Source organism: Marinobacter denitrificans, assembly GCF_008795955.1.
Lineage (GTDB): Bacteria > Pseudomonadota > Gammaproteobacteria > Pseudomonadales > Oleiphilaceae > Marinobacter > Marinobacter denitrificans.
The window spans coordinates 203,757-218,531 of record NZ_VMHN01000005.1 but is presented as its reverse complement, the minus strand read 5'-3'; the positions used below and the strand labels follow the sequence as shown (position 1 = coordinate 218,531).

Here is a 14,775-nt window from a genome sequence, read left to right as displayed (position 1 = left end):
GCGTACCCGGGATGAGTCTATTCCCGGCAGTGCCTTACACACCCTCCTTGACGCGAGAATTCGCTGAGATTCAAACTCCATCTTCAGCTTACCTCCGAAATTCTCATGCCTCGTTTCCCGGTATCTATAATTTCACCGGTGATGTAGGAAGCGTCTGGAGAGGCCAAAAACGCAATTGCCGCGGCCTGTTCATCCACCGAAGCGGAACGCTTAAAGAGCCCCTCGCGGCTAACGTAGTCATAAAACTGTTGATTCCAGGCTTTTTCCTGCTCTGTCAGTTCGCGATCAAGCCTCGGAGTTGGCCTTTCTTTAACCGCGGTATTACCGGGTGCAACACAGTTGACCCTTATATTGAAGTCCGCTAACTCAATAGCAAGTGATGTTGTCAATCCAACCACACCACCTTTTGACGCCGAATAGGGAATCCGGAAAATCCCCATGGTCGCATTTGAACCAACGTTAACAATGGCACCGCCATTTTCCTGCATATGAGGAATAACAGCACGGCAACACCACATCGGCGGCCAGAAAGAGCGGTCCACTTCCGCCCGGATCTCTTCCTCCGCGTAATGCCAGAACGGCTTCTTCCAGATCGTACCGCCCACGTTATTGACCAGAACGTCTAATTGGCCAAACGCGTCAACACCGGTTTTCATTGCCAGTTCGGCGCCGGCCAGAGTTGACAGGTCGGCAACCGCGATCACTGCCTCAATACCTTCTGCTTTCATTTTTTGGGCAGCATCGGTGATCGGTTTTTCAGCCTTGTCAGCCAGAACCACCCTGGCACCTTCGTAACCGAGACGCCATGCAGTCGCAAGACCAATACCTTGTCCCGCGCCCGTTATTAATGCTACCTGTCCGGAAAACCGCTTACATTGATAATTCGTCATTCAAATCTCCAAAAACATGATTCGATAAAAGTCGGCCTTTATCGTATGGTCGGCTCTCATTCACTGAATTCATCGACATTGGGCTTTGCACCCCACATGCAAAAAGAGGTCGGTGCCATCTCAAACTGACGGGGTGTATGATTTTCCTCATCCGTAATACGTTTTACACCGGACGAGTACTCATAGACGCGCTTATCGGGCCCCAGGAAGTAGATGAACATCGCAGTCGATGTCGGATGACGCCCAGGGCCGAATACGATGGGGACGTTTTTTTCCTGGAGAAAGTACCAGGAACGCATGACATCATCGATGCTTGCGACCTGGAAGTTAACGTGTTGTACCCCGGTATGTTCAGAGGCAAAAAGCGCGATCTTATGATGGACCGGGTCAATGCGTAGCAGAGCACCCTCGCCGATCTTGTCGCTGACCCTGGCACTCATCACTTCCGTCCAGAACCGAATATCCCGCTCGCTGTCACCAGTGTGCAAGCCGAAGTGACCAAACTCAGTGATGCCGGCATCGCGGCCAGGAAAATAACGAACACCTGTCTGGTAGGGTCGATACACCAATTCAACGCGGTTGCCGTTGGGATCCGCAAAGAACAGCGCCGAGTTTACCTGGCGCTCCTCACACTCTTCATCGGTTGCGCGTTTTGCAGTTATACCTTCCGCGGCCAGTTCTTTCTCTGCTTTATCAAGTTCAGAGAGCTCCCTTACTTCAAAGGCACAGGCGTCATAGTCAGCATCACCTTCAATGTAACAAATATTGTACGCGCTGCTATCACCTCGCAAGTAGGCATGAGTATCCGTTTTATGGCGAAGCTCCAGGCCAAGGATATCGGTTGCGAACTCAACCATTTCACTCAGGTTTTGGCAACCCAGACGAAGGTAGGAAATATCGTGTAAGTGAATCATAACTATTGCTCCCCTCAATCAACCGTCAATAAACGACGAATTATTTATCAAAACCGGCCTGCGGTTTAGTGGACACAATGCGCGTCGAACCGTTAGACCCAAAGCGTTTGAATAGCAGATAGAATATCGCCAACAACAACCCAATAACTCCCGCAACGTCCCACACGGAGAACGCAACAAGCCCGCAAACTATGAGCGCCGTTCTGGCATACCGGTTGAGTTCGCCGTGGTACCAGCCCTCAACCGCCGTAGACATCACCAAAACTCCAAGGGTAACCTTGATTACGTCGAACACGATGGTCTCCAGCGGTCCGATCATCAGAATTCCGGGGTTGTAAACAAACGCGTAAGGAAGTGTAAACGCAACCAGACCCACCTTGGCGGCCGTCATGGAAACCGCCATCGGTCGCTCGTCCGCAATGCTGCTTGCGACGTAAGCCGCTACTGCAACTGGCGGAGTGATATAGGATGCCACTCCATAAAATATCAGAAACAGGTGGGCCTGTAGCAAAGTCAGACCTGCGTCGACAAGCGCCGGCGCCACCATTACCGCCACCAGTGAATAGACAGCTACAACCGGCATCCCCATGCCCGAGATGATTGTGACAATCGTTGCCAGCAACAACGCAAGCAACAGGTTTGCCTCGGCAACACTGAAGATCAACGCCGACAGTTTCGATGCCAGCCCGGTAACGTTGAGGCCTATAAGAAGGATTCCGGCGCCGGCGACCGCTGCGATCAGTGGTGCTATTGCCGTACAGATTTCAACACAACCCTGAACAAATTTTCTGGGCGTTATCGCCTTGCCACCAACAAACCAGCTGACGACGATAACAGCAACCAATCCGCAAGTTGCCGCAAGCGCTGGCGTTCTGCCACTCATGAGCACGTACACCAGCAACCCCATCGGTACGATGAAAATCCAACCAGTGCGGAACGTGTGGAGCCAGGTGGGGATATCAACGGCATCGATATGGCCCACATTATGCCTGGCCGAATAGCAATGCACCTGAACGTAGATTCCCACATAGTAAAGAATAGAGCACACAAGTATCGAACCGATGATGCTTGTGTAAGAAATGCCGGTAAACTCAACCATCAAGAAAACGACAGCCCCCATAACCGGTGGCAAAAGACTGCCGCCTGTTGAAGCTACGGCTTCAACAGCCGCTGCATAGCGAGGGGAATAACCCACACGTTTCATCATGGGAATGGTGATCGACCCGGTCGTCATAACATCCGAGGCCGGACTGCCGGATATCATGCCGAACAGTCCACTGGAAGTTACTGCAATCTTGGCGGAGCCGCCGGTACGACGGCCAGCAAGCACTGCCGCCACATTGAAGAAAAAGTCGCCGCCACCACTTTTCTCCAGAAACTTGCCAAATGTAATAAACAGGAACGCGTAAACAGCAGCCACCTGAATAGGCGCGGAGAACAACCCCCCGTCATGCGGCGTAACCATCAGGCTTTCGAGCATATAGCTCAGATCCAGGCCGCGGTGGCCAAAAAAACCAGATAGATGACCACCGAACAAACTGTACAGGATGACCAGCCATACAACGACCGAAATACCAGGCCCCACACAACGCCTTAACAATTCAAGCGTCAGCAATGAATAAATACCAGCGACCACCAGATCCCCGGTATTGTAGACATCCAGCCCTGCAATCCAGTCCTGATAACGCCCCATCTGTAGGATTAGATAAACGCCCGCAACAAGGCTTACAAGCGCCAGAAGATAGTCGACCCAAGTCGTGCGGTAAGAATCAGGCGCGTGGCTGATCGAAAGAAAAGAAATGGTGTACATCGGCACGACAAAAAGTATCGCCAGCTCCAGGCGCCCGAAATTGCCTGCAACGGCGTACCAGATTTCGAACACTGTCAGCGGGACCGCCAATAGTGCAACAAACGCGTACCGCCCCCCTTCCATGGGCACCTTGTTACCCATAGAAAACGCGAGCCAAATGGTTCTTTTTAATAAGTTCATAAAAAATCTCGTAAAAATAGACTCAGCACCAACGTCTACAGAACCGATTACTTCTGAGCCGGCACTCATGCTGCGGCGCCGGCTCAGAAGGAATTACTTTTTTTAGACTTCCTTAATTTATTACCATTCGAACTGGGTTCGAGCCTGGACATAGGTCGGGTCTGAGCCATCGTTCGGACCGCCATCCACGGATGCCACCCCGCCTTCCAAGGTGAAGCGCATACGCCGCTCGGGGAACCAGTTAAGCCCGAGGGAGGCAACGTCCATCTCGCCTCCGTCGATACCACTATCGGTCAAATCAAGCGTGCTGAACCGAGCACTGATGGCCCATGCTCCACTACCACCTCTGCTCAGGGGATTATTCGGGCGTGCAGGCCCGTATACACCTCCTTTGTGTGAATAGGGGCGAGACTCACCAGTCAGATAATAGAGACCCGTAACCGTGGCACCAGTGAACGATGGCTCCTCACCAGTGCTTGCCCCTGCGTTTTCGAGTTCGTCGTACTCAGCCCAATAATATTCCGCATTAAGATTGAGTGGCCCCTGAGTGAAGGCAGCTTCCACATTAGCTGCAACAAAGCCATTCGTATTTCCAATCGATCCAGTATCCACGGCCCGGAAACCATCTACGCGAGTCTCTGGACGAGCCCGGACTCTAAAGCCATTGCTGGCACTGCTTGTTTTGTGCTGCCTCAAAGAAGCGCCAAGATGAACCAACCTTCCTTTTTCAAGTACCGGGTCAAACCAAAATTTAGTAGAGAAATCCAGCTCATCATCATCGTCCTGTGGAGAGGGAGTACCGGGCACCTGCTGAGCAACACCCAAAGCCCAACCCCAACTATCACCGACTAAATCACCACGAATACCGAGTCTTCTGGCACCTGCGCCAAGCACCTGAGCAGGACCGGACAGCTCCATCATCGCTGTGTATTTCGAACTTTGCAGACCTTCTAAACCGAATGGCTGAAACTGGTTACCGATCGATAGTACAAAATCATTACCTGCCGGCTTAAAACCATGGTATTGCAAATACGCATCCTTGATGCCGCTTGCACCGCTATCATTAAAGTCGTATTGAAATTTGTATTGCCAATCCCGATAAAGCGTTCCTGATGCTGCCAGGCGCGCGGCACGGAAGAACGACTCCTGACCAAGCTCGCGGCTATTATCATCTGTATCAGCCCAAGCAATATCTGTTAGCAAACGCCCGTTTAGGTTGAACGAAAATTCACCATCTTCACTTGTGAATCCCAGACGGTTGCCTTTGTATTCGGTGACAACATTGGACTTTTCTTGCTCAGCTTTAATGGCTTCCAGCTCTTTCTCGAGCATGTCCACACGGTCACTCATACTTTGAGCAACGACCGCTTGAGACCCCATACCGAACACGACAGCACTTGTGATCGCCAGCAGACTTTTTCTATCCAGAAACTGATTGGATTTGTTTTTGTTCATCATGCTTTTCCCCTTTCTGCTCTTGTTGTAATCGGATAAGAATTTATCTCATTTATTGAAACTATATCTCTTATACTCAAACTTGCAAAAATTTTTAGCATTTTCATTTCAGCGAACCCCCTTCATCCTGAGGGGGCTTCGCTCAGGGATAAAGCTATCCCATCAGTCGATTAGTCCTACTTCCTGATAGAACGCCTTCGCACCAGGGTGCAGTTCGAGATAGCTGACATTTGGCAGCTGTTCACGAGACGCCTTTTGCAGTGCTCTGTGAGAGGAACGGTAATGTTCCATCTGTTCGTACATGGATTTGGCCAGCTTATACGCATCCTCATAAGTCGCCGCCGGACCGGCAGCAATCATAAAGCTACTCACAACCGTTACCAGTTCCTCATTGACAAATTCATAGGAGCCAGCCGGGATGGAACCAACACTGGCACCCAGCTCATCCGCGACATGCTGGACCAATTCGTCAGAAAGCTGGACAAAAGCGAGATCCATGACACTTCCCAGCTCAACAACCCTACCCGACGGCGTCGCACCCCCCGTAATAATTACGTCAAGACGGCCGTCACGCATCAGGTCATGCGACGCACCCGTTGGCTGTGGAACCAGCTCACCGCCCCATTCCTCAACATCCTCCATGGTCTTTCCAAAATAGGAGAATAGCGCACGAACATGTTCCCGGGCCCAAAGATTGCCAGGCTGATTAATGGACACCCTCATCGGAACTTTTTTCTCGATAAGATCACGAAAACTCGTAACGCCATGCTCATCCAGAAAATCAGCACGCGCGTACACCATCAAATCAAATACACCGGGAGAACCATTAAGAACACCCTTTACTGTGCCTGGCGGGTATTTTTCCCGGAACGGCGCACGACCTGCGTACGCCATTTTCGGCTCTACGGTACTTACCAGAGCGAAAGGACGTCTCCCGCTTTTCAGGTATTCCAGCGCTCCCGCTGGATTTCCTGGCTCATATATGATGCTAGAGCCCTGATAAGTCCGGCGCACGGCGTCAACAACACCCTCGCCAAAAACGGCCACCTGGCCACCGGAGGAATAGCCTGCAATGGTAACGTTAACCGGCGAATCACCAATTTCTGGACGGTTTTCTGCACTTGCGAGGCTCGCTGTCATTGACAATGTCACCAGCGCACAGCCCACAGCATTGATTAGGAACTTTCTTCCTCTTATTTTAATCATAGCGTTTTCTCCGCACTCAATTGTAATTGTTAATTGGCTTTACTCACTAACTAGTTTTGCTCTCCGCTTTATCGATTTTCCCCTCGCTGCACATCCGCAATCTGTAATTAAATATGTTTCCGCCTAACTCAAACCGTCGCCCGGTCACACCAAAAACGTCAGATTCGGCATTGCCTCATCATTGTTCAGAAGCAATACTTTCTTCCAGCGAATGCGAAAACCTTCGGATGTATCCACCAGCACATAATGACACTTGCCAAACCAGATATTTTCGGTACCGGTACGAATCTCACCGAGGCTGAAACTGGACACAACCTCAAGCTCCTCCTTCGTCGCGGAGAGCGGCACCACACCAGAGACGTTCCGGATGAGACGCGCTCTTGGGCGATAGGCGTGCGCCGCCTTGTCTTTAAGTCGCATCATGCGCTCAAGGAGCCTCGGACGGTCGTCATAGATGACTGCAACGCCGGTATTGGGGTCCTGATCGTCACTGTTACAGGGGACCCAGTATGTAATGTCGTCACCGGTCCACAATGCCATCCAGCGGTCGTATTCGTGCTCATCCATCAGTGCCGCTTCGTAAGTAAGAAAACGTTCCACTCGAAGCTGCTGCTCCACACTAACAATGCCTTTATTTATAACGTCGGAACCTGCATTCAATAGTTGTTTAGCCATGGATATATCTCCGATCTAAATTGGTTTCCTGAAACACTATTCGGTCATCAACCGTTTCCACTCCTGCATCTGAGCTCTCTGCGTGATCTCATCGCTGATCCGAGCCGACACAGTACCATCCGAGTCGGTTTCCTCCCGGTTCATACCTCTTCCCAGCTGGATCCATGGATTTGCATCGCCCTCAAGTCCCCGCTGAACACGCTCAAAGATTTCAGCATCATCAGGAGACCCATTAGAAGCGGGGCCGTAGAACGCCTCGTGAGCACGTAAGCGCTTATTGTTGATTTCCTGGCCGACTCCTTTCAGGAAGACCGGATACATAAGCACCTGAGTCTCGGAAACCGAAACCGGAATCACTACGCGTATGTGATCGTGAATGAGCTGCAGATTAGGGAAGACACCCAGGTGAGGATCGCCATGCCAGGCAATCAATTCTTCGGCGTGCTCTTTGCCATGGTGTGCAATCATGTCTTCAACATACTTACGTCCATCCTCGCTCTGTTGCAGCTCTGCCATATTATCTTTGGCATGGGGCAATCGCTGAAAACGGAAATCCAGAGCGGCATGACCGTTCGGGAAGCCCCGCGTCAGGCTTGGAGAGCTATCTGAAAACGGATCTTCCAGGTGAATAGCGCCAACTGCTGAGCCTGTGGTGCTTTCACGCTTGCTGAAAATTTTAAAGACAGACACGTGGACATAATGGGGGTGATACCCGTCCATGCCGATCTGTTTCCAATTGCCCCGATACACAGTCTTGCTGACAACCTGAGGTTTTACTTCAATTTCGCTCGTTGGTGAGGCATCGACCAGAATATCGATGAATTTTTTCGCGGGGCCTAGGTAATCATCAAGACTCTGCCCCTCATCGGAATGGCTGGCAAAAATGAAACCCCTATAGTTGCCCACACGGGCCACTTTGGTCAGCCCGTGATCTTTGGCGTCGAACGTCTTGTCATAGGCTTCTTCACCGGTCACGCCAACCAGCTCACCCTTGGTGTCATACGTCCAGCCGTGATACCAGCACTGGAAAGCTTTAGCATTGCCCTGGGAAGCTTCGCAAACTTGTGCACCTCTATGTCGACAACGGTTAATCAGCAACTGAACTTCATTGTTGTTGTCGCGGACAGCAATTACAGGAAAGCGGCCAAGCTTCAGCAACTTGAAGTCGCCCTCCTTCGGCACTTCACTCTCATGGAGAGCAAAAAGCCAGGTCTTGTGGAAGATACGTTCCATTTCGTCTTCGAAGATAGCTTCGTCTGTAAAAATGGAACTGTGAACCCGATCCTCTTTTACCAGTGATTCATAGTCACGATCGGTGCCAATGATGTTGCTATTTCTAGTTGACATATCAGAAACCTCTTTAGGTTCGCGGCGCTTAGGATTTAAACCTTAAAGCCGGTGATTTCCACAACCGGTATTCAGGATTCATTCAGAAAATCCGTTACCAGTTTGTTAAAACGATCGGCGTGCTCAATCTGGGTCCAGTGGCCACACCGACCAAACAGATGCAACTGGGCATATTCGATGTACTCGAATAATTTATTGGACGTTACAGGCGGAACAATCACATCGTCCCTACCATGAATAATTAGGGTTTCCTTATCCATCGCCCGGATATCGTTCTCAGAACTCGCCAGCGCATCCACCCAGCGTTGTCGAGGCGCGGGAAACATTGACGCAAAAGCCTCCTGATACCCCGGGCGAACACTCGCCCGATAGCGAAGCTCCGCCAGCTCGTCACTCATCAACTCTTTGTTAAACGCAAACATCTTTATGAGTTCCCGCATGTTCTCCACCGAAGGTGTATAACCCCAGACAGCGTCAAGCCCTTCAGTCAGCTCAAAGTCGACTCCGGCTGCTCCCATCAAGACCAGACGCCGTATTCTGTCGGGATGGCGAATTGCCATGGCAAGTGCCAGAGCACCGCCATAGGAATTACCAACAATATCCGCTCGTTCGATTCCCAAGGCATCCAAAAAATCAATTGCATGCTTAACCCAGGTATCCAGGTTATACTCAACTCCGGCGGGCCTCTCCGTGTATCCAAACCCCACCATATCAGGGGCAACCACCCTACGGCTTTCCGCCAACACCGGGAGATTAAACCGCCAGTTAGCCCAAGCCGTCACACCAGGCCCTGAGCCATGAAGCAACAGCAACGGGATACCACTATTCCTTCCCATGTCATGATAGTTGGTTTCGATGCCGCCGGCGCTGATTTTCAGGCCGATTTCCGGGTTATCTGAGCCCATCATTTACCCCCATCACGCTTGGCGACTGACTGACCGGCAATGCCCCAGTTGGTTTTTGGCATTTCCTGAATCAGAACCCTGACGGACTCGGGCTTCACAGAAAGCGTTTCGGTTACCGTTGCGGTGAGACGCTTGATCAGTTCTTCTTTCTGCTCCGGTGTGCGGCCTTCCAGAATTGAAACCTGTAGCATTGGCATTGTTAGTTCCCCCAGTTCTTTTTGATCAGTTTCGGGCTCAGACGAATCGCATGGATACGGAACCCATTCCATGAGCGCGCAAGGTTACGTTATCGCCTGCATCCACCGGGATGGCAGCCGTAATAGCACCGGAAAGAATGGTGCTCCCCGCTGGAATGTATTCATCCCGCTCCGCAAGCTGATTGGCAAGCATGGCGATAGCTGTGGCGGGGTTACCCAGAACAGCTGCACTGGCACCGACCTCCATCACCTGGCCATTTTTCTCAAGTACAACACCGATGGTGCGCATATCGGTGCTCATAGGAGCCAACACCTGCCCACCGGTAAAGAAACGGGAAGAAGATGCGTTGTCGGCTATAACGCTAACAAGGTCGAAACGGAAGTTTTCATACCGAGAATCAATTACTTCCACTGCCGGCATGATAAAGTCCGTGGCTGCGATCACCTGAGCAGCGGTACAGCCGGGACCACGCAGAGGGCTTTTTGTGACGAAGGCAATCTCGGCTTCCACCTTTGGGTGAATTAGATCCTTGACAGAAATTTCGCCCGATTCAGCCCGCTCAAAGTAATCAGCAAGAAAACCATAGATCGGCGTATCAACACCCATTTGCTCCATCTTGGCCCGGGAAGTCAGCCCCATTTTCATGCCAATGATTCGAATACCTCGCGCCTCTTTCCGGCGGCGGATTTCATACTGGACGTTATAAGCATCCCTGAAGTCCATATCCGGATAATCATCGGTGATCTTCTTGACGGCATGCGCGTTGAGCTCAGCGTTCTCAAGGTGCTCAGCCAATGCCGCGACCTGTTCTTTACTCAAGCTCATGCAGATACCCCACTTTTTTTCTTTGCTTCGAGAAGATCCAGCGCGACATCAACGATCATGTCCTCCTGCCCCCCGACCATACGACGACGCCCCAGTTCAACCAGAATGTCGACCGTTTTGAGCCCATACTTCTTTGCAGCAACTTCCGAGTGGAGCAAGAAACTGGAATAGACACCCGCATAGCCCAAAGCCAAGGTCTCTCTATCCACTCTGACTGGACGCTTCTGGAGAGGGCGCACAATGTCGTCTGCTGCATCCATGAGTACGAACAGGTCCGTTCCATGTTCCCACCCCATACGGTCGGCAGCCGCAATAAACGCTTCAAGGGGGGCATTTCCAGCACCCGCTCCCATGCCTGCCAGACTCGCATCTATGCGATCACAGCCCTCCTCCACGGCAACGATAGAATTTGCAACACCTAATGCGAGGTTGTGATGGGCGTGGATACCGGTCAGCGTATCCGACTTAAGCGTATCCTTGAGCGCGCGGAATCGATCCCGTACATCCTGCATGCTCAAGGCACCGCCCGAGTCCACCACGTAAATACAGGTGGCGCCATAGCTTTCCATGAGCTTCGCCTGCTCCGCCAGACCTTGAGGCGTCTGCATGTGACTCATCATCAGGAAACCCACAGTGTCCATGCCAAGCTTTCTTGCGTGTTCGATGTGCTGCTTAGATACATCCGCTTCAGTGCAGTGGGTGGCGACACGCACGATTCTTGCTCCGGCCCGATACGCATCGTCCAGGTCATCGACGGTACCAATACCGGGTAAAAGTAATGTGGCAATTTCTGCGTGCTCGGTCACCTCGGCCACTGCTTCGATCCACTCCAGGTCCGTGTGGGCGCCAAAACCGTAGTTAAAGCTGGAGCCCTGCAGCCCATCACCGTGAGCCACTTCAATGGAGTCCACGTTGGCCTTATCCAGAGCACGAGCAATGTCTTGAACGTTCTTGATCGAATACTGGTGGCCAATTGCGTGGCTGCCGTCCCGCAGGGTCACGTCGGAGATATAGAGTTTTTTGCCGGGATTAAAGGTCATAATATTTTCCTCCTCAGTTGACCAGCGATTCGGCGATGCGCTCTGCAGTACCGAGGGCCGCAGAGGTCATGATGTCCAGGTTGCCGGCGTAGGCCGGCAGGTAATGGGCGGCGCCCTCCACCTCCAGAAAGATGGAGGTCTTAAGGCCGCTAAAGCGCCCCAAACCTGGGACGTTCATGGGCTGATCAGCCGGAATGTCGTCAAACTGGACTTTTTGCTTCAGGCGATAGCCAGGCACGTAAGTGTTCACGGCCTTCACCATTTCGTCCACAGAGGCCTCAATTTCTGCTTTGTCTGCGGCATCCGAGAGAACGTAGATGGTGTCCCGCATCAATAGCGGTGGTTCGGCCGGGTTCAGGATGATAATGGCCTTACCCTTTTGCGCGCCGCCCACCACTTCGACGGCTTTGGCGGTCGTCTCGGTGAATTCATCAATATTTGCACGGGTTCCAGGGCCTGCCGATTTACTGGAAATGGAAGCCACAATCTCGGCGTAATGGGCCTTAGCTACCCGTGACACCGCAGCGACCATGGGAATGGTGGCCTGGCCGCCGCAGGTGACCATGTTGACGTTACCTTCCTTCAGATTTCGCTCCAGGTTAACGACTGGAATACAATAAGGGCCAATTGCAGCGGGAGTCATATCGATGATTTTGATCGACTCCTTGTAGCCCCGGAGAAACACTTCGTTGTGCATGTGAGCCTTGGCGGAGGTGGCGTCAAACACGATGTCGATGTCGGCGAACTCCGGCATTTTAACCAGTCCTTCCACACCCTCGTGGGTGGTGGCCACGCCCATGCGGGCTGCACGGGCCAGCCCATCGGACTCAGGGTCGATGCCTACCATAGCACCCATCTCTATATTTTTGCCGTTCCGCAGAATCTTCATCATCAGGTCAGTGCCGATGTTGCCCGAACCGATGATTGCGGCTTTGATTTTCTTGCTCATAGTATTGTCCTCTTTAACTCGGATCAGGCGAAGCGCACCGAGGCACTGCCTATACCGCCGATATCGACGCGCATGTAATCGCCGGCGCTTACTGGCTCCAGTGGCACCAGGGAACCGGATAGAATTACCTCGCCGGCCTTTAACGTCATACCGTAACGCCCCAACGTATTAGCCAGCCAAGCAACACAGTTAAGTGGAGACCCAAGCGCCGCTGCGCCTGCACCTGTGCTGATAATCTGACCGTTCTTTTCAACCACCATGCCGCAAGTCGATAGATCCACCAGGCGTGGAGAGACGGCCCGGTCTCCCAACACGAAAAAACCGCAGGATGCGTTATCAGCCACGGTATCCTGAATGGCGATTTTCCAGTCCCGGATTCTTGAATCGACGATTTCGAAACAGGGCATTACACATTCGGTGGCCGCGATAACAGCAGCGTTCGTGATGCCAGGCCCGGCCAGATCCCGCTTCAGGACAAATGCAATTTCTCCTTCTGCCCTCGGCGCAATCATCTGAGTACTGACAGGCAGTGTTTCACCGTTGGCATACACCATCTGGTCTGTCAGATAACCGAAATCCGGCTGGTGTACGTTCAGCATGTTCTGAACCGCCTTGCTGGTGACACCTATTTTTTTCCCGATAACCTTTTCGCCCTCTGCAATTCTCAGATTCATCAGGCCAAGGGAGATCTCGTAGGCATCTTCAATCGTCATATCAGGTTCTGACTGCGTCAACGGGTCGATCGCTGACTGTGATCTCAACGCGCTGAACAATGCCCTGCTATATTGGTCAATCTGTTCCTGCTTCATGGGAGTGGCCTTTGAACTCAAAGTTTGATGCAGATATTTGAGAGTTCGCTGTAGAATTCCAAACCGTGGACACCACCCTCTCGGCCGATACCGGACTGCTTGCTGCCGCCGAAAGGTGTCCTGAGGTCACGAAGGAACCAGCTATTGACCCAGCAAAGTCCCACCTCCAGTTTCGGAGCCACGCGATGAGCACGGCTGAGATTTTCCGTCCATACAGCAGCCGCCAGGCCGTAAGGGGTATCGTTTACGAGGCTGATGACCTCTTCTTCGGAGTCAAACGGTGCGATATGGCAACAGGGCCCAAAGATTTCCTCCTGTACTACCGCAGAATCCTCACCAAGGCCTGTCCAGATTGTTGGCTCTACCCACGCACCTTCACTCAGGTTCGCAGGCATCTCCGGAACACCCCCACCGGTCACGATATTGGCACCATCCTTGCGCGCTACTTCGTAGTAGGAAAGAACCTTCTGACGATGCTCCTGACTGATCACCGGACCAAAGTTCACATTCTCATCCTGCCACCACCCCATGCGCAGGGATTCCGCCCCCTCCTTGAGCCGCTTGACAAATTCATCAAACAGTGGGCGCTCGACGTAGACCCTCTCTGTGCCAAGGCATACCTGGCCACAGTTAGCGAAGACGGAACGCATGGTGCCCTCGATCGCCTTGTCGATGTCCGCATCCGCAAAAACAACGGCGGCGTTCTTTCCACCCAGTTCAAAGGAGACAGGCACGAGGCATTCAGAGGCAGCCTTCATTATCGCTGTACCCGTCTTCGACTCACCTGTGAACGTAATGCCATTAATGCCGGGATGACGGGTCAGAAATTCACCCGCAGAATCCGGCCCAAAGCCATGAACAACGTTGTAGACACCCTCTGGAATGCCCGCCTCGTTCATTACTTCAGCCAGCAGTGTTGCTGTGTGAGGCGTTTCTTCAGAAGGCTTCACAACGACGGCATTACCACAGGCAAGCGCGGGGCCGACTTTCCACGTCATCAACAGAAGCGGGAGGTTCCATGGGGCTACCACGGCAATCACGCCACGGGGTTTGCGTACAGCGTAATTGTGAGCACCCAGCCCGTCAGGTGTATCCATCTGGAAGCTTTCGGTGGGTACATTCTTTACGAGATCCGCAAAAACCTGGAAATTAGCAGCACCCCTGGGAATATCAATATGAGACGCAAGTGATTTTGGCTTACCGGTATCAAGACACTCCGCTTCAACAAATTCGTCGAAACGAGCCATGACTCCGTCGGCAACTTTCTGCAAAAATTTCATCCGCTCGGCGACCGCCATCGTACCCCAGGGTCCATTCATGGCGGCATTTGCGGCAGCGACAGCCTGGTCAACTTCTTTCCGGCCGGCTTCATGCACTCGTGCTATAACTTCACCGCTGGCCGGATTGACATCGTCAAAAGTACGCCCGCTTTCTGACGAAACAAATTGACCATTAATGAAGTTTTTTATTTCCCGCATTGTAGACTCCCTAACTAACTGGTGTTTGCAGGTGACCCAGTCTCAGTTTTCTAAAGGATTTTTCTCATTTGGTGAAATATTATCTTATTTATAA

Annotated in this window: 14 protein-coding genes; all 14 read right to left on the bottom strand. The window is 52.1% G+C overall.

The window, feature by feature from the left end; genetic code table 11:
* Positions 1 to 83: 83 nt before the first annotated feature.
* Positions 84 to 890 carry an SDR family NAD(P)-dependent oxidoreductase gene (locus tag FO268_RS15740; RefSeq protein WP_039881928.1) on the bottom strand — a complete coding sequence of 269 codons (807 nt, stop codon included), beginning with the start codon at positions 888 to 890 and terminating at the stop codon, positions 84 to 86.
* Between the two features lie 56 nt (positions 891 to 946).
* Positions 947 to 1,804, bottom strand: a complete 858-nt coding sequence (locus FO268_RS15735) for a VOC family protein (protein ID WP_008172184.1) — start codon at positions 1,802 to 1,804, stop codon at positions 947 to 949.
* 40 nt (positions 1,805 to 1,844) lie between these two features.
* Entirely contained in the window at positions 1,845 to 3,863 is a 2,019-nt protein-coding gene (locus FO268_RS15730; protein ID WP_225316778.1) for a TRAP transporter permease, read from the bottom strand.
* A gap of 51 nt (positions 3,864 to 3,914) precedes the next feature.
* Positions 3,915 to 5,252 carry an OprO/OprP family phosphate-selective porin gene (locus FO268_RS15725; RefSeq protein ID WP_150994214.1) on the bottom strand — a complete coding sequence of 446 codons (1,338 nt, stop codon included), beginning with the start codon at positions 5,250 to 5,252 and terminating at the stop codon, positions 3,915 to 3,917.
* 159 nt (positions 5,253 to 5,411) lie between these two features.
* Entirely contained in the window at positions 5,412 to 6,455 is a 1,044-nt protein-coding gene (locus tag FO268_RS15720) for a TAXI family TRAP transporter solute-binding subunit (protein WP_150994213.1), read from the bottom strand.
* A gap of 144 nt (positions 6,456 to 6,599) precedes the next feature.
* Positions 6,600 to 7,130, bottom strand: coding sequence for an aromatic-ring-hydroxylating dioxygenase subunit beta (locus FO268_RS15715; protein ID WP_150994212.1), 531 nt, complete (start codon positions 7,128 to 7,130; stop codon positions 6,600 to 6,602).
* Positions 7,131 to 7,166: 36 nt separating this feature from the next.
* Entirely contained in the window at positions 7,167 to 8,477 is a 1,311-nt protein-coding gene (locus FO268_RS15710; protein WP_150994211.1) for an aromatic ring-hydroxylating oxygenase subunit alpha, read from the bottom strand.
* A gap of 71 nt (positions 8,478 to 8,548) precedes the next feature.
* Complete coding sequence (locus FO268_RS15705; protein ID WP_150994239.1) at positions 8,549 to 9,382, bottom strand: alpha/beta fold hydrolase; 834 nt, start codon at positions 9,380 to 9,382, stop codon at positions 8,549 to 8,551.
* Positions 9,382 to 9,579, bottom strand: a complete 198-nt coding sequence (locus tag FO268_RS15700) for a 2-hydroxymuconate tautomerase (RefSeq protein ID WP_150994210.1) — start codon at positions 9,577 to 9,579, stop codon at positions 9,382 to 9,384. The genes FO268_RS15705 and FO268_RS15700 overlap by 1 nt, the downstream gene beginning before the upstream one ends.
* A gap of 37 nt (positions 9,580 to 9,616) precedes the next feature.
* Entirely contained in the window at positions 9,617 to 10,405 is a 789-nt protein-coding gene (gene dmpH, locus FO268_RS15695) for a 2-oxo-3-hexenedioate decarboxylase (protein WP_202336643.1), read from the bottom strand.
* Positions 10,402 to 11,445: a 4-hydroxy-2-oxovalerate aldolase gene (gene dmpG, locus FO268_RS15690; RefSeq protein ID WP_150994208.1), complete on the bottom strand. Its 1,044-nt coding sequence runs from the start codon at positions 11,443 to 11,445 to the stop codon at positions 10,402 to 10,404. Before dmpG ends, dmpH begins: the two co-directional genes overlap by 4 nt.
* A gap of 13 nt (positions 11,446 to 11,458) precedes the next feature.
* Positions 11,459 to 12,394 carry an acetaldehyde dehydrogenase (acetylating) gene (locus tag FO268_RS15685; protein WP_150994207.1) on the bottom strand — a complete coding sequence of 312 codons (936 nt, stop codon included), beginning with the start codon at positions 12,392 to 12,394 and terminating at the stop codon, positions 11,459 to 11,461.
* Between the two features lie 23 nt (positions 12,395 to 12,417).
* The gene (gene dmpE / locus FO268_RS15680; protein ID WP_150994206.1) at positions 12,418 to 13,203 is read right to left on the bottom strand and encodes a 2-oxopent-4-enoate hydratase; all 786 of its coding nucleotides are present in this window, start codon (positions 13,201 to 13,203) and stop codon (positions 12,418 to 12,420) included.
* 17 nt (positions 13,204 to 13,220) lie between these two features.
* On the bottom strand, positions 13,221 to 14,681 hold the full coding sequence (locus tag FO268_RS15675; RefSeq protein ID WP_150994205.1) for a 2-hydroxymuconic semialdehyde dehydrogenase: 1,461 nt from the start codon (positions 14,679 to 14,681) through the stop codon (positions 13,221 to 13,223).
* Positions 14,682 to 14,775: the final 94 nt, after the last annotated feature.

What these genes read in the sequence shown, in the direction of transcription:
- FO268_RS15740 (WP_039881928.1), bottom strand. Translation starts at nt 890, where the DNA reads ATGACGAATTATCAATGTAAGCGGTTTTCCGGACAGGTAGCATTAATA.
- FO268_RS15735 (WP_008172184.1), bottom strand. Translation starts at nt 1,804, where the DNA reads ATGATTCACTTACACGATATTTCCTACCTTCGTCTGGGTTGCCAAAAC.
- FO268_RS15730 (WP_225316778.1), bottom strand. Translation starts at nt 3,863, where the DNA reads ATGAGTGCCGGCTCAGAAGTAATCGGTTCTGTAGACGTTGGTGCTGAG.
- FO268_RS15725 (WP_150994214.1), bottom strand. Translation starts at nt 5,252, where the DNA reads ATGATGAACAAAAACAAATCCAATCAGTTTCTGGATAGAAAAAGTCTG.
- FO268_RS15720 (WP_150994213.1), bottom strand. Translation starts at nt 6,455, where the DNA reads ATGATTAAAATAAGAGGAAGAAAGTTCCTAATCAATGCTGTGGGCTGT.
- FO268_RS15715 (WP_150994212.1), bottom strand. Translation starts at nt 7,130, where the DNA reads ATGGCTAAACAACTATTGAATGCAGGTTCCGACGTTATAAATAAAGGC.
- FO268_RS15710 (WP_150994211.1), bottom strand. Translation starts at nt 8,477, where the DNA reads ATGTCAACTAGAAATAGCAACATCATTGGCACCGATCGTGACTATGAA.
- FO268_RS15705 (WP_150994239.1), bottom strand. Translation starts at nt 9,382, where the DNA reads ATGGGCTCAGATAACCCGGAAATCGGCCTGAAAATCAGCGCCGGCGGC.
- FO268_RS15700 (WP_150994210.1), bottom strand. Translation starts at nt 9,579, where the DNA reads ATGCCAATGCTACAGGTTTCAATTCTGGAAGGCCGCACACCGGAGCAG.
- dmpH (WP_202336643.1), bottom strand. Translation starts at nt 10,405, where the DNA reads ATGAGCTTGAGTAAAGAACAGGTCGCGGCATTGGCTGAGCACCTTGAG.
- dmpG (WP_150994208.1), bottom strand. Translation starts at nt 11,445, where the DNA reads ATGACCTTTAATCCCGGCAAAAAACTCTATATCTCCGACGTGACCCTG.
- FO268_RS15685 (WP_150994207.1), bottom strand. Translation starts at nt 12,394, where the DNA reads ATGAGCAAGAAAATCAAAGCCGCAATCATCGGTTCGGGCAACATCGGC.
- dmpE (WP_150994206.1), bottom strand. Translation starts at nt 13,203, where the DNA reads ATGAAGCAGGAACAGATTGACCAATATAGCAGGGCATTGTTCAGCGCG.
- FO268_RS15675 (WP_150994205.1), bottom strand. Translation starts at nt 14,681, where the DNA reads ATGCGGGAAATAAAAAACTTCATTAATGGTCAATTTGTTTCGTCAGAA.